The 18,554-nt window shown below is 66.8% G+C and carries 21 protein-coding genes; 10 read left to right on the top strand and 11 right to left on the bottom strand.

Translation table 11 applies throughout. The features are described 5' to 3' along the window. Positions 1-75 precede the first annotated feature (75 nt). The 5 genes from folP to SLQ31_RS20115 all read left to right on the top strand — a co-directional run bounded on the left by folP (position 76) and on the right by SLQ31_RS20115 (position 3,202). Positions 76-951, top strand: a complete 876-nt coding sequence (gene folP, locus SLQ31_RS20095; protein WP_413642551.1) for a dihydropteroate synthase — start codon at positions 76-78, stop codon at positions 949-951. Then, positions 948-1,886 (top strand): glucosyl-3-phosphoglycerate synthase, encoded by a 939-nt coding sequence (locus SLQ31_RS20100; RefSeq protein ID WP_319435744.1) that lies wholly within the window; start codon positions 948-950, stop codon positions 1,884-1,886. Before folP ends, SLQ31_RS20100 begins: the two co-directional genes overlap by 4 nt. Positions 1,887-1,941: 55 nt before the next feature. Then, positions 1,942-2,292 (top strand): DivIVA domain-containing protein, encoded by a 351-nt coding sequence (locus SLQ31_RS20105; protein ID WP_319435745.1) that lies wholly within the window; start codon positions 1,942-1,944, stop codon positions 2,290-2,292. Continuing rightward, on the top strand, positions 2,289-2,867 hold the full coding sequence (locus SLQ31_RS20110) for a DNA-3-methyladenine glycosylase I (RefSeq protein ID WP_319435746.1): 579 nt from the start codon (positions 2,289-2,291) through the stop codon (positions 2,865-2,867). Before SLQ31_RS20105 ends, SLQ31_RS20110 begins: the two co-directional genes overlap by 4 nt. Before the next feature lie 167 nt (positions 2,868-3,034). Further along, positions 3,035-3,202, top strand: coding sequence for a DUF3117 domain-containing protein (locus SLQ31_RS20115; protein WP_005059648.1), 168 nt, complete (start codon positions 3,035-3,037; stop codon positions 3,200-3,202). Positions 3,203-3,270: 68 nt separating this feature from the next. Here the strand turns inward: SLQ31_RS20115 and glgA are convergent, their stop codons facing one another. Further along, positions 3,271-4,434: a glycogen synthase gene (gene glgA / locus SLQ31_RS20120; RefSeq protein WP_319435777.1), complete on the bottom strand. Its 1,164-nt coding sequence runs from the start codon at positions 4,432-4,434 to the stop codon at positions 3,271-3,273. Positions 4,435-4,702: 268 nt separating this feature from the next. On the opposite strand from glgA, the gene glgC reads away from it, so the two are divergent. Further along, positions 4,703-5,917, top strand: coding sequence for a glucose-1-phosphate adenylyltransferase (glgC, locus tag SLQ31_RS20125; RefSeq protein WP_319435778.1), 1,215 nt, complete (start codon positions 4,703-4,705; stop codon positions 5,915-5,917). Here glgC and SLQ31_RS20130 read toward each other — a convergent pair. The 7 genes from SLQ31_RS20130 to SLQ31_RS20160 form a co-directional block, all read right to left on the bottom strand. Beyond that, on the bottom strand, positions 5,914-6,504 hold the full coding sequence (locus tag SLQ31_RS20130) for a DUF4126 domain-containing protein (protein ID WP_319435779.1): 591 nt from the start codon (positions 6,502-6,504) through the stop codon (positions 5,914-5,916). The genes glgC and SLQ31_RS20130 overlap by 4 nt on opposite strands. 10 nt (positions 6,505-6,514) lie before the next feature. After that, a complete protein-coding gene (locus SLQ31_RS20135) occupies positions 6,515-7,189 on the bottom strand; it encodes an isoprenylcysteine carboxylmethyltransferase family protein (RefSeq protein ID WP_319435780.1) in 675 nt (224 codons plus the stop codon). A gap of 22 nt (positions 7,190-7,211) precedes the next feature. Beyond that, entirely contained in the window at positions 7,212-8,807 is a 1,596-nt protein-coding gene (locus tag SLQ31_RS20140) for an ABC transporter (protein WP_319435781.1), read from the bottom strand. Beyond that, positions 8,804-9,727 carry an ABC transporter ATP-binding protein gene (locus SLQ31_RS20145; protein WP_319435782.1) on the bottom strand — a complete coding sequence of 308 codons (924 nt, stop codon included), beginning with the start codon at positions 9,725-9,727 and terminating at the stop codon, positions 8,804-8,806. The genes SLQ31_RS20140 and SLQ31_RS20145 overlap by 4 nt, the downstream gene beginning before the upstream one ends. Continuing rightward, on the bottom strand, positions 9,693-10,370 hold the full coding sequence (locus SLQ31_RS20150; protein ID WP_319435783.1) for a TetR/AcrR family transcriptional regulator: 678 nt from the start codon (positions 10,368-10,370) through the stop codon (positions 9,693-9,695). The genes SLQ31_RS20145 and SLQ31_RS20150 overlap by 35 nt, the downstream gene beginning before the upstream one ends. 73 nt (positions 10,371-10,443) lie before the next feature. Next, a complete protein-coding gene (locus tag SLQ31_RS20155; protein ID WP_319435784.1) occupies positions 10,444-10,875 on the bottom strand; it encodes a hypothetical protein in 432 nt (143 codons plus the stop codon). A 439-nt stretch (positions 10,876-11,314) separates the two neighbouring features. After that, positions 11,315-11,983, bottom strand: a complete 669-nt coding sequence (locus SLQ31_RS20160; protein WP_319435785.1) for an O-methyltransferase — start codon at positions 11,981-11,983, stop codon at positions 11,315-11,317. A 326-nt stretch (positions 11,984-12,309) separates the two neighbouring features. Here SLQ31_RS20160 and sigE point away from each other — a divergent pair, with 326 nt between their 5' ends. From sigE to tatB, 4 genes are all read left to right on the top strand, one after another. Continuing rightward, the gene (sigE, locus tag SLQ31_RS20165; protein ID WP_319435786.1) at positions 12,310-12,957 is read left to right on the top strand and encodes an RNA polymerase sigma factor SigE; all 648 of its coding nucleotides are present in this window, start codon (positions 12,310-12,312) and stop codon (positions 12,955-12,957) included. Positions 12,958-13,078: 121 nt separating this feature from the next. Further along, a complete protein-coding gene (rseA, locus tag SLQ31_RS20170; RefSeq protein ID WP_319435787.1) occupies positions 13,079-13,480 on the top strand; it encodes an anti-sigma E factor RseA in 402 nt (133 codons plus the stop codon). A 79-nt stretch (positions 13,481-13,559) separates the two neighbouring features. Further along, positions 13,560-15,056 carry a S1C family serine protease gene (locus tag SLQ31_RS20175; RefSeq protein WP_319435788.1) on the top strand — a complete coding sequence of 499 codons (1,497 nt, stop codon included), beginning with the start codon at positions 13,560-13,562 and terminating at the stop codon, positions 15,054-15,056. Between the two features lie 4 nt (positions 15,057-15,060). Next, the gene (gene tatB / locus SLQ31_RS20180) at positions 15,061-15,477 is read left to right on the top strand and encodes a Sec-independent protein translocase protein TatB (protein WP_319435789.1); all 417 of its coding nucleotides are present in this window, start codon (positions 15,061-15,063) and stop codon (positions 15,475-15,477) included. A gap of 51 nt (positions 15,478-15,528) precedes the next feature. Here the strand turns inward: tatB and SLQ31_RS20185 are convergent, their stop codons facing one another. The 3 genes from SLQ31_RS20185 to SLQ31_RS20195 form a co-directional block, all read right to left on the bottom strand. Continuing rightward, complete coding sequence (locus SLQ31_RS20185; protein ID WP_319435790.1) at positions 15,529-16,674, bottom strand: Mrp/NBP35 family ATP-binding protein; 1,146 nt, start codon at positions 16,672-16,674, stop codon at positions 15,529-15,531. An 11-nt stretch (positions 16,675-16,685) separates the two neighbouring features. Next, a complete protein-coding gene (locus SLQ31_RS20190) occupies positions 16,686-17,276 on the bottom strand; it encodes a VC0807 family protein (RefSeq protein WP_319435791.1) in 591 nt (196 codons plus the stop codon). A 94-nt stretch (positions 17,277-17,370) separates the two neighbouring features. Beyond that, positions 17,371-18,549, bottom strand: coding sequence for a lytic transglycosylase domain-containing protein (locus SLQ31_RS20195; RefSeq protein WP_319435847.1), 1,179 nt, complete (start codon positions 18,547-18,549; stop codon positions 17,371-17,373). Between the last annotated feature and the right edge of the window lie 5 nt (positions 18,550-18,554).

Raw genomic sequence — 18,554 nt, forward strand, 5'->3', positions numbered from 1 at the left:
GCGACGTTTGGCCGAAGAACTGCGAGTAGAACCCAGCATTTCGTCGATCTCGGCCCCACCAGGCACCATGGAGGGGTGAAGTCGACGTTCTGCGGACGGCCGGTGGCCGGTGACCGGGCGCTGATCATGGCGATCGTCAATCGCACGCCCGACTCGTTCTACGACCGCGGCGCGACCTTCACCGACGAAGCAGCAAAAGACGCCGCCCACCGCGTCGTGGCCGACGGCGCCGATGTGGTCGACGTCGGGGGAGTGAAAGCGGGACCGGGAACCCTCGTCGACGCCGACGAGGAGATCGCCCGCGTGGTGCCGTTCATCGAATGGCTGCGCGCCGAATACCCCGACCAGCTGATCAGCGTCGACACCTGGCGCTCCTCGGTGGCCAAACAGGCCTGCGCGGCCGGCGCGGACCTGATCAACGACACCTGGGCCGGCGCCGACCCGGCATTACCCGAGGTCGCCGCCGAATTCGGGGCGGGACTGGTGTGCTCACACACCGGCGGCGCCGAGCCGCGGACCCGGCCCTTTCGCGTCAACTACGGGACCACCGTGACCGGTGTGGTCGACGACGTCATCGCCGAGGTCACTGCCGCCGCCGAGCGGGCCGTCGCGATCGGGGTCGCCCGGGACGCGATTTTGATCGATCCGACGCACGATTTCGGCAAAAATACTTATCACGGCCTTACTTTGTTGCGCCACGTAAACGATCTTGTTAAGACCGGATGGCCCGTCCTGATGGCACTGAGCAACAAAGATTTCGTCGGGGAGACTTTGGGTGTGGAGCTCACTCAACGCCTCGAGGGCACGCTGGCAGCGACCGCACTGGCCGCCGCCGACGGAGCCCGGATGTTCCGGGTGCACGAAGTGGGACCCACTCGGCGCGTACTCGAAATGGTCGCGTCGATCCGTGGGGAGCGTCCGCCGGCGCGGACGGTGAGGGGCCTGGCATGACCGATCTCGTCGCCAACGACACACTTCCCGGTGACACCTGGCTGTCCGACCACAGCTGGGGCCGGCCGACGTGGACCATCGAGGAACTGGTGGCCGCCAAGCGCGGCCGCACCATTTCCGTCGTCCTGCCCGCGCTCAACGAGCAGGAGACCGTCGGTTCGGTGGTGGAGACCCTCCGCCCGCTGCTCGGTGGCCTGGTCGACGAGCTGATCGTGCTGGATTCCGGCTCCACCGACGACACCGAGATCGAAGCCATCGCCGCAGGCGCCCGGGTGGTCACCCGCGAGCAGGCCGTGCCCGAGGTCGAGCCTCAGCCGGGCAAGGGTGAGGTGCTGTGGCGCTCGTTGGCCGCGACCAGCGGCGACATCATCGTGTTCGTCGACTCTGATCTCATCGATCCCGATCCGATGTTCGTGCCCCGGCTGGTCGGCCCGCTGCTGACCGCCGACGGGGTCCACCTGGTCAAGGGTTTCTACCGGCGGCCGCTGAAGGTCGGCAAGGGCGAGGACGCCAACGGCGGTGGCCGGGTCACCGAGTTGGTCGCCCGCCCGCTGCTGGCCGCCCTGCGCCCCGAGCTGGGCTGCGTGCTGCAGCCGTTGGGCGGCGAGTACGCCGGCACCCGCGAGCTACTGACCTCGGTGCCGTTCGCGCCTGGCTACGGCGTGGAGATCGGCCTGCTGATCGACACCTACGACCGGCTCGGCCTGGATGCGATCGCCCAGGTCAACCTCGGTGTGCGCAGCCACCGCAACCGACCGCTGATCGAGCTGGGGGCGATGAGCCGCCAGGTCATCGCGACCCTGCTGTCGCGCTGCGGCATCGCCGACTCCGGTATCGGGCTGACCCAGTTCCTGCCCGACGGGCACGACGGCTACCTGCCGCGGACCACGTCGGTGTCGCTGGCTGACCGCCCGCCGATGAACACCCTGCGCTGAAACCTTGCGCGCTCCGGCGCGGACGATGTCGGCCGGTTAGGGCAATATCGGTGGCGTGACATTGATCCTGCTGTACCTGGTGGTACTGATTTTGATCGGCGTCGTCCTGTTCGGGGTGGCCAGCCTGATCTTCGGGCGCGGCGAGGAGCTGCCGCCGCTGCCCCGTGCGACGACGGCGACCGTGCTGCCGGCCTCAGGGGTCACCGGCGAGGACGTCGACGCGGTGAAGTTCACCCAGGTGTTGCGCGGCTACAAGACCAGCGAGGTGGACTGGGTTCTGGACCGCCTCGGCGCCGAGCTTGATCAGCTGCGCGGTGAGCTCACCGCGGTGCGCGCCGCTGCGGGGCTCGACGAGCCGGTGGCCACGCACCACGCCGCGGCCTCAGCCGACGAGGAGCTGGCGTGAGCGAGGTCGCCACCGACGACGGGCGCGTCCGCTGCGACTGGGCTCAGACACAGTCGGTGCTCTACCGCGACTACCACGACCAGGAATGGGGCCGGGTGCTACGCGGCCAGGCGGCGATGTTCGAGCGGATGAGCCTCGAGGCCTTCCAGAGCGGCCTGTCCTGGCTGATCATCCTGCGTAAGCGGGACAACTTCCGGAAGGCGTTCGACGGGTTCAACATCAAGAAGGTCGCCGGGTACACCGATCGCGACGTCGCCCGGCTGATGGCTGACGAGGGGATCGTGCGCAACCGCGCCAAGATCGAGGCGACGATCGCCAACGCCAGAGCGGTCGCCGATCAGGATGTCGACCTGTCCGACCTGCTGTGGTCCTACGCCCCGTCGGCGCGTCCACGACCCAAGACCCTGGCCGACGTGCCGTCGATCACCCCGGAGTCTCAGGCCATGGCCAAGGACCTCAAGAAGCGCGGATTCCGCTTCGTCGGCCCCACCACCGCCTACGCGTTGATGCAGGCCACCGGGATGGTCGACGACCACCTCGCAACGTGCTGGGTTCCCCCTGCCGTGGCGGTCTGAGGGCACAAATCAGTTGCGCTCAATCGGGTCTTTCACACTGATGCCCGCCGATAAGGAACAATAGAATCGAAAACAAGCAGTTCAGTGCCGGACGCACCAGCCATGTACCCGGCATCCGCGCGGGTCCGTGAAGGCGGGCGCCGGCTCGAATCTGGAGGGAGCACTCGATGGCGGCGATGAAGCCCCGGACTGGTGACGGTCCGCTGGAAGCAACCAAGGAGGGGCGCGGCATCGTGATGCGAGTTCCGCTAGAAGGCGGTGGACGACTGGTCGTCGAGTTGACGCCCGATGAAGCCGCCGCCCTAGGTGACGAACTCAAGAACGTCACCAGCTAACTGATCCACCATTGAAACCCCGCGTGGGCGCGCGGGGTTTCGGTTTGCCGGTCGGCCCTTTGGCCGGCTTAAGGCGACACCTTGCGGTAAATCTCCAACGTCTGCTCGGCGATGTGCGCCCACGAGAACTCGTCGATACAGCGTTGCCGTCCGGCTGTCCCAAAGCGACGGGCCTTCTCCGGATCACCCACCAGTGCATTGACCGCCTCGGCCAGACGGGCCTCGAAGCCCGCCGGGTCCGTCGCCTCGTAGTGCACCAGCGTTCCCGTCACACCCTCGGCGACCACCTCGGGGATGCCACCGACATCGGAGGCGACGACCGCCGTACCGCACGCCATTGCTTCCAGGTTCACGATCCCCAGCGGTTCATACACTGATGGGCAGATGAAAGCTGTTGCTGCCGAGAGGATTTCACGAATCTTGGCGATCGGCAGAAATTCTTGTACCCAGAACACGCCCCTGCGCGCGCTGGCCAGCTCCTGCACGGCCGAGCTGACCTCGGCCGCGATCTCCGGGGTGTCCGGCGCACCGGCACACAGCACCAGCTGAATATCCGGGTCGAAGCGGTGCGCAGCGGCGATCAGGTGCGGCACGCCTTTTTGCCGGGTGATCCGGCCGACGAACGCCACCATGGGCCGCGACGGGTCGACGCCGAGTTCGGCGATCACCGATTCGCCGGGCTCCGGGGGAGCCGGGTACCAGGCGCTGGTGTCGATTCCGTTCTTCACGACGTGAACGCGATTGGGGTCCAATGCCGGATAGACCGACAACACGTCCTCGCGCATGCCCGAACTGACGGCGATCACCGCGTCGGCGGCTTCGATCGCGGTGCGCTCCACCCACAGCGACACCCGGTAGCCGCCGCCGAGCTGCTCGGCCTTCCACGGCCGCAACGGTTCGAGGGAGTGGGCGGTCAGCACGTGCGGCACGTCGTACAGCAGCGCGGCCAGGTGACCGGCCATCCCGGTGTACCACGTGTGCGAGTGCACCACCGTCGCCTCGGCGGCCGCGTTGGCCATCACCAGATCCGCCGACAGTGTCGACAGCGCCGGGTTGGCGCCTTTGAGCGCCGGGTCGGGTTCGTGGACGAATGCCCCCGCGCGCGGCGCACCCATGCAGTGCACGTCGACCTCGCAGAGGTGCCGCAGCTGTGCGACGAGTTCCGTCACGTGCACGCCCGCCCCGCCGTAAACCTCGGGCGGATACTCCCGAGTCATCATCGCCACCCGCATACGCCCGACGGTAGTAGCACCGGCCCGGCGGCGCATCCGCTTTCCCGTCGCTTCGCTCGCCCCGGCCTTCTTCCCGTCGCTTCGCTCGCCCCGGCCTCTTTCCCGTCGCTTCGCTCGCCCCGACCTTGTGGGTCAACGTCGTTGCGCGGTAGCGCCAAAGTCGTTGCTGCCGCGACACAGACCCCAAATTCGTCGCCTCCGCGACACAGCGACCTGCAATAGTCGCGATGGCCTAGCCGTCTGTTGCGCGTGCCATTAGGTTTGCAGCATGAGGGAATTGCCACACGTGCTGGGCATTGTCCTGGCCGGCGGAGAGGGCAAGCGACTGTATCCGCTGACCGCGGACCGGGCGAAGCCTGCGGTTCCCTTCGGCGGCGCCTACCGGCTGATCGATTTCGTGTTGTCGAATTTGGTCAACGCGCGGTATCTGCGGATCTGTGTGCTCACCCAGTACAAGTCGCATTCCCTCGACCGGCACATCTCGCAGAACTGGCGACTGAGCGGCTTGGCCGGCGAATACATCACGCCCGTCCCCGCCCAGCAGCGCCTCGGGCCGCGCTGGTACACCGGTTCCGCCGATGCGATCTACCAGTCGCTGAACCTCATCTACGACGAGGATCCGGACTACATCGTGGTTTTCGGCGCCGACCACGTGTACCGGATGGACCCCGAGCAGATGGTCAAGTTCCACATCGAAAGCGGCGCCGGCGCCACGGTGGCGGGCATCCGCGTGCCGCGCGGCGAGGCCACCGCGTTCGGCTGCATCGACGCCGACGAGTCCGGTCGCATCCGTGAGTTTGTGGAGAAGCCTGCCGACCCGCCGGGCACACCCGACGACCCGACGCAGACGTTCGTGTCGATGGGCAATTACATCTTCACCACCAAAGTGCTCATCGACGCCATCCGCGCCGACGCCGACGACGACAACTCCGATCACGACATGGGCGGCGACATCATCCCGCGTCTGGTCTCCGACGGCATGGCCGCGGTCTACGACTTCAGTAACAACGAAGTGCCCGGCGCGACCGAACGCGACCACGGCTACTGGCGTGACGTCGGGACGCTCGACGCCTTCTACGACGCCCACATGGATCTGGTGTCCGTTCACCCGGTGTTCAACCTGTACAACAAGCGCTGGCCGATCCGCGGTGAGTCGGACAACCTGGCCCCGGCCAAGTTCGTCAACGGTGGCTCCGCGCAGGAGTCGGTGGTCGGTGCCGGCAGCATCATCTCCGCGGCGTCGGTACGCAATTCGGTGTTGTCGAGCAATGTCGCCATCGAGGATGGCGCGATCGTCGAAGGCAGCGTGCTGATGCCAGGCGTGCGGGTGGGCCGCGGTGCGGTGGTCCGGCACGCGATCCTGGACAAGAACGTCGTCGTGGGCCCCGGCGAGATGGTCGGCGTCGACCTGGAGAAGGACCGCGACCGGTTCGCGATCAGCGCCGGTGGTGTGGTGGCCGTCGGCAAGGGTGTCTGGATCTAACCCGGGCTCGGGGTTTTGCGGCGCCGCCGTCGGCGCCACAGCACGACCGCGGCCCACACCAACGCGATCAGCACCAGAAGCACCAGCACGGGAATCAGGATCGCGATAAAGACCAACGCGACACTGGTGATGTCCTCGATCGTGCTCAGCACCGGCGCCGCGAACCCGGCGGTGGCCACATTGGCCGCGGGCCGCACCGTCGTCTTCGTCAGGTGGACGACCAATGCCGTGACGACACCGATCGCGATCGGCACCCACTGACCGGTCCGCGCGAACTCGCCGGGGTCGGTGACCGCGGAGGTCTGCGCGGCGGTGCCCGAGCCGAACACGATCCCGCCGGCGGTCGGTCGGACGAACGTCTGCACCACGTCGTTGACGGAGTCCAGCGCGGGGATCTTGTCGGCGACGATCTCGACCACCAGCAGAATCGCGACAATGGCGATCACCCAGCCGTTTTCGAGCCACGACCACCCGTGCGGGAGGGCGATGAGATCGGTGAATCGGCTCAGCAGACCCATCGCCAGCAGCGGGATGTAGGCGTTGAGGCCGGCGGCGGTGGCCAGGCCGAAACCCGTCATCAGCTCCATGCGGGCCTCCTCACCAGATCAATGGCACCAGACGGTAGCGCACCTTCTGCGTGTATTGCCGGTAACCGTCCAGCTCGGCAGTGAGCATCTTCTCCTCGTCGAGGATCCGCACGGCCATCAGGAGCGTCCCGACGGGGACGAGCAGCAGCGCCCAATAGGAGCCAAGAGCCAGCGCCATCCCGACCGTCAGGATCACGTTCCCGAAGTACATCGGGTGACGCACTATGCCGTACAGCCCGGTACTCACCAGCGGCTGACCGTCCTCGACGGTGATATTGGCTGCGGCATAACGATTTTGGTAGACCACCAACATCGTCAGGCCCAGCCCGGTGGCCACCATCACGTCGCCCACTATTGACAGCCACGCGGGAACCTGCGACCAGCCGAACCGGTAATCGAGGGCAGGCACGACCAGGATCGCGGCGAACACGAGGAACGTCCCGGCGATCACGACTTTCTGCACGGGCCGGGTTTCGGCCTTCACGCCGGCCTGCATGCGCCGCTCCAACGTGGCCGGGTCGAGCCGGGCCAGGTAGAGGGTCGGCCCGAAGCTCGCCGCACTGAACACGGCGAGGAACGCCCAACCCTGCCAGTAGTTCACGGTGCCTGCCGGTACGAAGAGCAGCACGGCGAAGGCGGCGATGCCGACGACGGACGAGATCACGATGCGAAGCGAAGTGTTCATTGTTCTCCCAGAAGACGTTCGCCTAGACGACGTCGCGGCGGCGGTAGATGAACCCGGCGGTCAGCGTGACGGCGATGGCGATCATGACCAGCACGGCAAGTGTCACCACGGACACTGACGACGGTGCGGTGGTACGTGCCACCGGCGATGCATCGATGAGCCAACGTGGCAACCGCAGCAGCGCACCGAGATACAACGCGGCGACCACGAATATCACTGCGAACCAACCGATGCCGGGATGCCGCAGCGCCACGGCGAGCGCGGCGACACTGGCGGCGACGGCCATGGCCGGCAGGAACGCCAGTGCGGCCAGGGTCAGTCGCACGATGAGCTGCGGTTCGCCCAGCGTCAGGCCCGCGCCGAGGCCGTTGCCCAGGCCCGCGCACGTCAGCAGCACCGCCGCACCGGTCAGCGCCGCACCGACCGCCGACAACAGCCACGTCCACCGCGATACCGAACCGGCCAGCACGGCTTCACCGATCCCGGACTCCTCGTCACGGTGCAGGCGCACCACCACGGTGACGACGTACGCTGTCGTCGCCGCCGCCAGGAACTGCGTCATCGTGGTGTACACGCCGTCGGTGCCCTGCGTCGAAAGTACCCGTGCCAGTAGCGCGTTACCGCTCGCGGCGTCCAGCAGTGACTTGGTCATCGATCCGAAGGCGGCCCCGGCGATCAGCAGTCCGATCGCCCAACCCGCGGTCAGGCCGCGCTGGAGGACCAGCTGCAATCCGAACACCCCGCCCACGGGGCGGGCATTGGCGTGCTCGCCCGACGACGCCAACACGCCGTCGTCGTACTGCCGTCTGCTCTCGAGCACGAACGTGGCCCCAACGAGTCCGATGGCCAGCACCACCAGCAGGCCCAGCGGCCACCACCGCAGTGCCACGAACGGCCGCATCTGCTGCGCCCAGGCGATGGGGGAGAACCAGCTCAGCACGCTGCCGGAGTTGTCGATCACATCGCCCGCCCCGCGCACCAGTACCGCGGCGGCCAGCGCCGCCAGCGATGCGCCGGTGGCGGTTCTGGCCTGCCGCCACAGTTGTGCGCTCAGCGCCGCGGTTGCGCCGAAGACGGTGGCCACCGTTGTGATACCCAAGCACATCGCCGCGGTGTCGACGACGGCAAAACCGCTGGCCGCCATGGCGATTGTCATCGTCACCGCCAGCACGGCATTCACCAGCACGACGACGATCAGCGCGGCGGAAGTGCGGGCATGCCGGCCGACAATCGAGGACAGCACCAATTCGGCCGCGCCGCTTTCCTCTTCGGCGCGGGTGTGACGAATGACGGTCTGGATCGCCAGGATCGCGGCCGCGATGATCAGCGTCAGCGTCAGCTCGTTGGCCATCATGACGCCCAGATCGGTCTCGTTACCGCCGAACATGGGCCCGCCCAGCATGATTCCGGCTGGTGTCTTCAACAGGTTGACGCGCGCCTCCCGCTGCGCTTCTTCGGGATAGGCGAGTTTGATCGCGTTGGGGGCGTAGACCATCAGCATGGTCAACACCGACATCCACACCGCCAACCGAATCCGGTCCCTGCGCAATGTGAAGCGCACCAGTGTGATGGTTCCGGTCAGCGAGGACGGCGCTGCCGTGGTTGCGGTCGCGATCATTGCGCCGGCGTCCGGTATTCGCGCAGGAACAGGTCCTCAAGCGAGGCCGGTGTCACCGTCAGATCCGCGATGCCCAGCTGGGTCAGGTGCACCATCGTGGGGTCCAGCACGTCACGGCCGACAGTGAACCTGATCTGCCCGTCGCGAATGTCGACGTCATGCACGCCCGGCCATCGGCTCACCACGGTGGGATCGCGGCGCGTGCGGGCTGTCACCGTGGTCCGCATCAGGTGCTGCAGTTGGGCCAGCGAACCTGATTGCACCGTGCGTCCCGCCCGGACGATTGTGACTGTGTCGCAGACCTTTTCGACTTCGTCGAGAACGTGACTGGACAGCAGCACCGCCGCGCCACGTCGGGCCACCTCCTGCACGCAGTCCTGGAACACGTTCTCCATCAGCGGATCGAGACCCGAGGTGGGTTCGTCGAGAATGTAGATATCGGCGTTCGTCGCAAACGCGGCGACCAGCGCCACCTTCTGGCGATTGCCCTTGGAGTAGGTCCGGGATTTCTTGTGCGGGTCGAGTTCGAAACGCTCGATCAACCAGTCCCGGCGGCGCGGGTCGGCCCCGCCACGCAGGCCGCAGAGGAAGTCGATGACCTGCCCGCCGGTCAGGTTGGGCCACAGGGTCACATCACCCGGCACGTAGGCGATTCGACGGTGCAGCGCCACCGCGTCGCGCCACGGATCACCACCGAGTAGGCGCACGGTCCCGCCGTCGGCGCGCAAGAGGCCCAGCAAGACGCGGATGGTGGTGGACTTGCCCGCGCCGTTGGGTCCGAGGAAGCCGGCGACTGAGCCGGCCCTGACGGTGAGGTCCATTCCGTCCAACGCTCGGGTCCGGCCGAAAGTCTTGACCAATCCCCGGATTTCGACCGCGGCGGTGTCAGTGCGCGTCGTCGGTGCTGGTGCGGTCGTCATCTGTTTCTCCCTCGATCGTGGTATCGATTTCACCGTGGGCTGCGAAGCTGTCGAACATCGTCGAGTCGGAGAGCAGGCCCTCGGTGTACAGCTCGAGGGCCGGCAGCATCATCTCGTTGGCGTAGTCATGCAGCACCGCACGCAAATCCGTCGGGGTGTCGTGCAGTTGCAGGTAGAGCAAGAATGCGCCGCCACCGGCCATCCCCAGATATCTCGCCCGGGCGGCCGGATCACGGCTCGGCTTGACCGTGCCGGCCTCGACGCCCTCGGCGAGATAACTCTCGACATTGGCGAACATCGTGCGCCACAGATTTCGGGCGAGCTCGCCGCCGGACTGCATGCTGCGCACCAGGTAGGCCATCATCGGCGCGAACGATTCGATCTCCGCAGCCGCGGCCAGCCAGGTGGCGGGGTCGGTGGAGCGGATGGTTTCAGACTTTTCGCTGCGGACCTCTTCGGCGATGTAGTCGTCGCACGCCAAGCGCAGGCCGTCCTTGGAGCCGAAGTGGTGGATGACCAGCCCGGGGCTCACCCCGGCGGCCTCCGCGATCGCGCGTACCCCGACGCTGAAGCCGTGCGCACCGAATTGCTCGATCGCGGCGTCGCGGATCCGAGCCGCCGTCGTCAAGTCCGTTGAACGCATGTTTAGGATGCTAAACACTCGTTCAATCAAACGTCAAGCATCGACCCGGGAGAGCAGCTGAGAGAAAATTCGGTCAGGCGGCCCAGCGCAGCGCGCGCACCTGCGCGGCGGGGGCGAGTGGCGCTGGGGTGGCCCGGTTGAACAGGATCTCGAACATCCGAGCGCCGGTCATCGAACCGTAGGAGTACGGCTGGCTGCGCTGCACCGACATCCCGTCGGCGCCGGCGACGGTGATGTGGATCAGATGGGCGCCCGGACCATCGGTGGGCGAGCCCGTCTCCGTGACGCGGACCGTAAGGCCGGCCAGCGGAATTCTCTCAGCGTTTCGTTGGTAGCCCACGATGAGAACGCTGTTGGTGATACGCAGTTCGCCCCAGCTTGCTGCGACGCGCTCTTTGCGATCGCGTCGACTTTGCGACAGATCGAGAGCGACGGCGCCAATTCCGAACAGGATGACGGGCACGATCAATATCGCCACCATAACGGGGCTGAGTCGTGGATCCATGCGTCCCCCCTTCGCACACCCCGGTAACCGCATTCGGCCGGTTCGAAACATGTACGCAATGCCATTGCCACACACCGCCTTTGGGGTGGTGCCGACCATGTAAGCAGCGAGGTTATGCCATGTCCAGAGATAATTTCCGATAACCGTCATTCTTGGTTGCGATGACATCTCGGTTTTAGAGAACGTTTATGCAATAACGCAATGGTGTGCCGTCTGAATAGTTTGCTGGAATTCCATTACTGCGACATGTGGCAAAGGATCGGCAGCTGAGAGTTTCCTCTGATGAGTTCCGCGAAGAAAACTTCGCCAGCGCGAACAAGCCAGCATTGGCGCTGGTGGGACGAATTTCTCTCGAGCGGCCCAGCGGGCGACCGTCATGCAATGTGCACTGGCTTTGAGACTCAGCAAACTTGAGCGCGAACCCTAGGAGTGGTCGGGCCTAGAAGTCGCGGGCCGCGACCAGAATGCCGTCACCCAGCGGGATCAGCACCGGGGTGAGGCGCTCGTCCTCGGCGATCAGCCGGGCCGCTTCCCGCACCGCCGTCACCTCGGGGTCGTTGGCCGCCGGGTCGCCGGCCCGGCCGCCCAGCGCTGACCGATGAACGACGATCACGCCACCGGGACGAAGAAGCCGCACTCCCTCGATCACGAAGTCGGCTTGATCAGCCGGTGCGGCGTCGAGGAACACCAGGTCGTAGGACTCGTCGGCGAGGCGGGTGAGGACATCCTGGGCTCGTCCGGCGATCAGCCGGGTGCGCGAAGGTCCGATTCCTGCCTCGTTGAACGCTTGTTTGGCGATGCGCTGATGCTCGGGCTCGATATCGATGGTCGTCAGGACGCCGTCGTCGCGCATGCCGGATAACAGCCACAGCCCGCTGACGCCGGCGCCGGTGCCGACCTCGGCGACGGCTTTGCCGCCTGACAGACGCGCCAATACGCTGAGCAGCGCGCCTACCGCCGGTGTGACCGCTCCGGCGCCCGCGTCGACGGCCCGCTCCCGGGCGGCCGTGACGATGACATCCTCGGAGATCGAACCCTCTGCGTGGGCGAGGATCCGGTCGGCGCGACTGGGCTCCGGTTGGCCTGATTGGTCCTCGGTAGTGGCCATTCTCAGCAGCGTAGGGCCAACGGGTTCGACGGGTAGGCAGGCGCGCCAGGTATGTCGGCCGCGTGGACGTCGCCCGTCAAGTTCGACGCGCCAGGGGAGAGGCGTCAGATCAGGGCACGAATTGATAACGAATGTATTTCTTAGTCAAACCTTAGTTAGCTCATATCGCCCCCACACCGGTTTGGGGAACGGTAGCGGGCATGGAACAAGGGCAACGCTGGTCGGGGAATATGCCAGAAGGCGCTCGTGTTGTCTCGCTTGATGCGATCGACGGGATTGAACCGTCTACGCAAATCAATCAGGAGGATCCGACGACCACCACACTGATGGCTCCGGCGCACATGTCGCATCCCGAGCAGCCCGGGGATGCGGAGTGGGTTGAACCGTCCGAGGAACTGCAGGGCACCGCGGTGTTCGATGCGACCGGTGACCGGACGGCCATGCCGTCGTGGGACGAGCTGGTTCGTCAGCATGCCGACCGGGTGTATCGGCTGGCCTATCGACTGTCGGGTAGCCAGCAGGACGCCGAGGACCTCACCCAGGAGACCTTCATCAGGGTGTTCCGCTCCGTGCAGAACTATCAGCCCGGCACGTTCGAGGGTTGGTTGCACCGCATCACCACGAACTTGTTCCTCGATATGGTCCGTCGTCGCGGCCGCATCCGCATGGAGGCGCTGCCCGAGGACTACGACCGGGTGCCGGCCGACGAGCCCAACCCCGAGCAGATCTACCACGATTCGCGGCTCGGCCCGGATTTGCAGGCCGCGCTCGATTCGCTGGCACCGGAATTCCGTGCCGCGGTGGTTCTGTGCGATATCGAAGGTCTGTCCTACGAGGAGATCGGCGCGACGCTCGGCGTCAAGCTGGGGACCGTGCGTAGCCGTATCCACCGTGGTCGGCAGGCGCTGCGCGAATATCTCGCGGCCCACTCCGGCAAACGGGAAATGGCGGACTTCACCGCCGAATCGGTCTAAGCCGACCTGGCCGGTTACCGGTCAAAGTGGCTGTCATGTCCTGTCGCATCGGGTTGCGCGCGCTACATTCGATCTAGCGAGAATTTCTGGCGTTGCCGACGCGATCGAGAGGGGCGCAGTGATGGTCGACCGTGGACACATGTTCCGTCGAGCATTCTCCTGGTTGCCCTCTCAGTTCGCTTCCCAAAGCGATGCGCCCGTGGGCGCACCGCGCCAGTTTCGCTCGACCGAGCACCTGTCCACCGAGGCGATCGCCGCCTTCGTCGACGGCGAGCTGCGGATGAATGCCCATCTGCGTGCGGCGCATCATTTGTCGCTGTGCGCGGAGTGCGCGTCCGAGGTCGACGGTCAGACCCAGGCCCGCACTGCGCTGCGTGACTCGCTGCCGATCAGCATGCCGAGCAGCCTGTTGGGTCTGTTGTCGCAGATCCCGCAGTCGGCGCCGGACGAGCAGGTGGGGCAGACCGGACTCGCCGATCAGTTAGCTGAAGGCACAGACCGTGACCGGCGAAAGCGCCGGTAGGGTGGATGTGAAGTCGAGCAGCGTCGTGCTCGGTCCCATCGCGCGCGCTCGCGGCTGAGCGCTTGGATAGAGGTTGAACTTGAGCCCCAATCAGGACAACTCCGGCAGCAGCCCCCGCCTGGCTCCTCGTCCGGTTTCGCGACCCGCGGTCGACCCGGCCGCCACCCGGGCTTTTGGACGCCCCAATGGTGTCGACGGCTCGTTCGTCGCCGAGGAGCTGCGCCCCGCCAAGTTCCGCGGTGAAGTCGAATTCCAGCCCAAGGACCATCCGTCCGACCCGGTGCTCGGTGAGGCGTTCGGGCGGCCGCCGGGTACCGGTGACTCCCTGCAGCGCCACCCCGCCGATGCCGGGGCGCTCGGCGTCAAACCCGACGAGGCCGACGAGCCCGACGATCCCTGGCGGGATCCGGCGGCCGCCGCGGGACTGGGTACACCGGCGCTGCAGCAGGTCGCACCCGTCACGGCGGCCGGGCCCACCGGCAAGCTCGGCGTGCGCGAAGTGCTGTTCGGCGGCCGGGTGTCCTATGTCTCGCTGGCGATTCTGGGCATCGTCGCGCTGCTCATCGGTTTCGCCGGCGGTTGGGTGGGGCGCAAGACGGCCGAGGTCGTCGAAGCCTTCACCACCTCCAAGGTCTCACTGGCCACCAATAGCACCGGCGAGGTTCCGCCCGGCCGGTTCGCCAAGGTTGCGGCCTCGGTGGCGGACTCCGTCGTCACCATCGAGGCCGTCAGTGACGATGAGGGTGCGCAGGGTTCCGGCGTCGTCGTCGACGGCCGCGGCTACATCGTCACCAACAACCACGTCATCTCCGACGCCGCGAACAACCCGAGCAAGTTCAAGATCTCGGTGGTGTTCAACGACGGCAAGTCGGTGCCGGCCAACCTCGTCGGCCGTGACCCGAAGACCGACCTCGCCGTGCTCAAGGTGGACAACGTCAACAACTTGACGGTGGCCCGGTTCGGTGATTCCGACAAGATTCACGTCGGCGACGAGGTGATCGCGGCCGGCGCCCCGCTGGGTCTGCGCAGCACCGTCACCCACGGCATCATCAGCGCGCTGCACCGGCCCGTCCCGCTGTCGGGTGAGGGGTCGGACACCGACACCGTCATCGATGCCATTCAAACCGACGCCTCGATCAACCACGGTAACTCCGGTGGCCCGCTGATCAACATGGAATCCGAAGTGATCGGCATCAACACCGCCGGAAAGTCGTTGTCCGACAGCGCAAGTGGGCTCGGTTTCGCGATTCCGGTCAACGAGGTCAAAGAGACCGTCGAGGCGTTGATCAAGGATGGCAAGGTCTCGCACCCGACGCTTGGTCTGTCGGCGCGCTCGGTGAGCAACGACCTCGCCCAGGGCGCGCAGGTGGCCAATGTGAAGGCAGGCAGTCCGGCTGAGAAGGCGGGCATCCTCGAGAACGACATCGTCGTCAAGGTCGGCAACCGCACGGTGGCCGACGCCGACGAATTCGCGGTCGCGATACGCCAGCTCAAGATCGGGCAGGACGCCCCCATCGAGGTCATCCGCGACGGCCGCAAGGTCACGCTGACGGTGAACCCCGCGCCGGACAACTGACGCAATGTTCGCCAACGTCGGGTGGGGCGAAATGCTCCTGCTGGTGGTCGTGGGGCTGGTCATCCTCGGCCCGGAACGACTGCCGGGCGCCATCCGGTGGACCTCCAACACGATGCGGCAGGCCCGTGACTACGTCACCGGTGCGACCAGTCAACTCCGCGAGGATCTGGGACCTGAGTTCGAGGACTTTCGCCAGCCGCTGAGCGAACTGCAGAAGCTGCGGGGCATGACGCCACGGGCCGCGCTTACCAAACACCTGCTCGACGGCGACGACTCGTGGATCGGCGACGCGTTCCAGTCGCCGGCGACATCGGGTAACGCCGAGAAGCCGCATAGCGCTCCGCCGCCGCACGCGGTATCGCCTAAATCGGAGCCGTTGGCTCCCGGCACTCCCGCACCGTTCGACGCCGACGCCACCTAGCGATTTCGGCGCGTTTTCGTTCGCCTAGCGGCGGTTTTCGCGCCGAAATCGTTACAGGTGGCGGGTGGTGTCCAGACCCAGCGACATCCCGGCCAGCCCGCGGCGCCGCGCTGCCAGCTTGTCGGCGATGCCGCGCAGTTCCTTACCGGCCACCGAATCGGGCGCCGACAGCACCAGCGGCACCCCGGAATCGCCCGCCGCCACCAGCGCCGGGTCCAGCGGAACCTGCCCCAGCAGCGGCACGTCGGCGCCGACGACCCGGCTGAGGCTCTCGGCGACCTTGCGTCCGCCGCCCTCGCCGAAGATCTGCATGGTCGTGCCATCGGGCATCAGCAGCCCGGACATGTTCTCCACCACGCCGACGATGCGCTGCCGCGTCTGCAGCGCGATCGCGCCGGCACGTTCGGCCACCTCGGCGGCCGCGAGCTGCGGGGTCGTCACCACCAGGATCTCCGCGCCGGGAACCAGCTGAGCGACGGAGATCGCGACGTCGCCAGTGCCTGGTGGCAGATCCAGCAGAAGCACATCGAGATCGCCCCAGTACACGTCGGCCAGGAACTGCTGCAGTGCGCGGTGCAGCATCGGCCCGCGCCACACCACCGGAGCGTTGCCCTGGGTGAACTGGGCGATCGAGATCACCTTCACGTCGTGGGCCACCGGCGGCAGGATCATCGACTCGACCTGGGTGGGCCGCTCGTCGGTGCCCATCATCCGCGGCACTGAGTGGCCATAGATGTCGGCGTCGAGCACCCCGACGGACAGGCCGCGGGCCGCGAGCGCGGCGGCAAGGTTGACCGTCACGCTGGACTTGCCGACCCCGCCCTTGCCGGAAGCGACGGCGTACACCCGGGTCAGCGATCCGGGCTGGGCGAACGGGATCACCGGTTCGGCCGCATCGCCGCGCAGCTGCTTGCGCAACTCGGTGCGTTGCTCGTCGTTCATCACGTCCAAGACCACGGTCACCGCGGCGGTGCCGGGCACGTCGCTGACGGCCTGGGTCACCCGCTCGCTGATCTCGGTCTTCTTCGGGCACGCGGACGTGGTCAGGTAGATCTCGACATGTACGGCGCCGTCGTCGCCGGCGTCGATGCTCTTCACCATGTTGAGCTCGGTGATGGGCTTGCGCAGCTCAGGATCGATCACCTTGGCCAGCGCCGCACGCACCTTGGACTGCAGCTCGGAATTGTTTTCGGACATCAGCGCCGAGTCTAGGTCGTGGGACCGGCCGTCCGTTTTCGGCGTCCGACGATGACGGTCGCCAGCACCAGAAGGCCGATCACGACGAGGGTGATCACCGAATTGATCCCGTTGGCGGTATCAACGGAGACGGTGTGGATGACCGCCAGGCGAATAGCGACCTCGAGCAGCAGACCGATGCCCCACATCGCCGAGAGTTGGACGTGGATCCGCAGACGGTCGCTGGCTTCTGCGGCGTTCGGGTCGTCTCCGGCAGCCTGGAATCGGTCCCCGACGACCTGCGTCAACGGGGTGCCGACCACGCAGCTGGCCAGGAAAATCAGGCCGCCGAGGCCGTTGACGAAGGTGTTGCCGATGAGAACGAGCTTGGGATCGGTGGTGGCCAGTCCCACCACCAAGCTCAGCCCGAAGGTCAGCAGCAGGTAGGCGGCGAACGGGTCCACGCGCCGGGCTCTGACCACGCCGTAGAGCACTCGTAGTCCCGAGAGCACCGTGGCAGACAGCAGTGCGATGTATTCGGACACCCCGACCGCGCGCAGGCCGTAGTACGCCACCAACGGAGGTGCAACGTCGATCAGGATGGTCTGGAACAGGGGTCGCATCGACCGATGCTGCACTGGGCCAGGCTGGGTCACGACGACTTACGCTATGGCCGTCGCCTGTCCGGATGCTGTGCACGCCGGTTGGTTCGGAAAGCTAGGCGCCCGGTCCGGGCAACGCGCCGTGAACGGCTGGCAGTGAGGCAACGGGTACCTCCGGGGCGGCGGGCTCAGGAGCCGGCGGCGGGGGCGGCAACGCCCATGGCGGCTGCCACGGCGGCGGAGCCTCGGGCACGGCCTCGGCTGTCACCGGCGGCGGAGCCTGGGTGCCGAGGCAGATCACCTGGCAGGGCAGCCCCGGTAGGGCACTCGCCGGTCCGGGCAGCGGGCCAAGCGCCAGCGATCCGGCCGTCTCGCTGTTCCCGAAGTTGATCAGCGGCAACTGGGTCAGCGGATCGGTGGACGGCAGGCCGATCGCGTTGAGCGGCAGGCCGGGACCCAATCCCTCCGGGTTGTCCAGATGGGCGTCACCGATGGCCGGCACCGGCCCGACGATCGCCGGCAGATTCACCGGTTCGACGCCGGTGGCGTAGGCGGCGGCCCAGCCCAGCACGTTCTGGGCGTAGGCCATCGAGTTGTTGTACCGCAGGATCGCGGTCAGCACCTGGGACTGGTTGCGCAGGTTCAAGCCGCCACTGCACAGGTAGCGGGCCGCGGCCAGCGCCGCGTCGTAGACGTTCTGCGGGTCGGCCTTGCCGTCACCGTCGCCGTCAGCGGCGTACCGCGACCAGGTGCCCGGCAGGAACTGCATGGGTCCCATCGCCCGCGCGAAGACGGGTCGCCCGGCCTGGACGGTCTGCACGATGACCTCGTTACCGGACAGGCTGCCGTCCAACGTCGGTCCGTAGATCGGGTTGATCGCGGTGCCCCGCGCGTCGGTGGCACCGCCGTTCGCGTGCCCGGACTCGATGCGGCCGATGCCCGCCAGCAGGTTCCAGCTCAGTCCGCAGCCCGGCGCGGACGAACCCATCGCCTGCTCGGCATTGCGGTAGGCCGCCAGCGCCACCGACGGGATCCGCATGGATCCCGGGGAACTGACCACGATGGCCGGTGGCGGGACCGACGGTGCCGCCGCGGCGAAGTGAAAGTTGGTCGGCTGCTTGGCAAGCGCGACGACGGTGGCACCCGAAGTGTCGGACTGCGGGGAGACCGCGGCCAGCGGGGTGACTTCGGTTCCGACGACCAGGGGGTGGTGAAGATCGGGGGCCGCGCCGACGGCGCCGGCAAGCACGACAGGGGTGAGTACAGCAATTCCGAACGCAGGTTTCCGCACCATCTGGG

Origin of the sequence: Mycobacterium sp. RTGN5 (assembly GCF_033804465.1) — a bacterium.
Classification (GTDB): domain Bacteria; phylum Actinomycetota; class Actinomycetes; order Mycobacteriales; family Mycobacteriaceae; genus Mycobacterium.

Coding starts and splice junctions, on each gene's coding strand:
- SLQ31_RS20100 (WP_319435744.1), top strand. CDS start 948: ATGACCGATCTCGTCGCCAACGACACACTTCCCGGTGACACCTGGCTG.
- SLQ31_RS20115 (WP_005059648.1), top strand. CDS start 3,035: ATGGCGGCGATGAAGCCCCGGACTGGTGACGGTCCGCTGGAAGCAACC.
- glgA (WP_319435777.1), bottom strand. CDS start 4,434: ATGCGGGTGGCGATGATGACTCGGGAGTATCCGCCCGAGGTTTACGGC.
- glgC (WP_319435778.1), top strand. CDS start 4,703: ATGAGGGAATTGCCACACGTGCTGGGCATTGTCCTGGCCGGCGGAGAG.
- SLQ31_RS20130 (WP_319435779.1), bottom strand. CDS start 6,504: ATGGAGCTGATGACGGGTTTCGGCCTGGCCACCGCCGCCGGCCTCAAC.
- SLQ31_RS20135 (WP_319435780.1), bottom strand. CDS start 7,189: ATGAACACTTCGCTTCGCATCGTGATCTCGTCCGTCGTCGGCATCGCC.
- SLQ31_RS20140 (WP_319435781.1), bottom strand. CDS start 8,807: ATGATCGCGACCGCAACCACGGCAGCGCCGTCCTCGCTGACCGGAACC.
- SLQ31_RS20145 (WP_319435782.1), bottom strand. CDS start 9,727: ATGACGACCGCACCAGCACCGACGACGCGCACTGACACCGCCGCGGTC.
- SLQ31_RS20150 (WP_319435783.1), bottom strand. CDS start 10,370: ATGCGTTCAACGGACTTGACGACGGCGGCTCGGATCCGCGACGCCGCG.
- SLQ31_RS20155 (WP_319435784.1), bottom strand. CDS start 10,875: ATGGATCCACGACTCAGCCCCGTTATGGTGGCGATATTGATCGTGCCC.
- SLQ31_RS20160 (WP_319435785.1), bottom strand. CDS start 11,983: ATGGCCACTACCGAGGACCAATCAGGCCAACCGGAGCCCAGTCGCGCC.
- sigE (WP_319435786.1), top strand. CDS start 12,310: ATGGCTCCGGCGCACATGTCGCATCCCGAGCAGCCCGGGGATGCGGAG.
- rseA (WP_319435787.1), top strand. CDS start 13,079: ATGGTCGACCGTGGACACATGTTCCGTCGAGCATTCTCCTGGTTGCCC.
- tatB (WP_319435789.1), top strand. CDS start 15,061: ATGTTCGCCAACGTCGGGTGGGGCGAAATGCTCCTGCTGGTGGTCGTG.
- SLQ31_RS20185 (WP_319435790.1), bottom strand. CDS start 16,674: ATGTCCGAAAACAATTCCGAGCTGCAGTCCAAGGTGCGTGCGGCGCTG.
- SLQ31_RS20190 (WP_319435791.1), bottom strand. CDS start 17,276: ATGCGACCCCTGTTCCAGACCATCCTGATCGACGTTGCACCTCCGTTG.
- SLQ31_RS20195 (WP_319435847.1), bottom strand. CDS start 18,549: ATGGTGCGGAAACCTGCGTTCGGAATTGCTGTACTCACCCCTGTCGTG.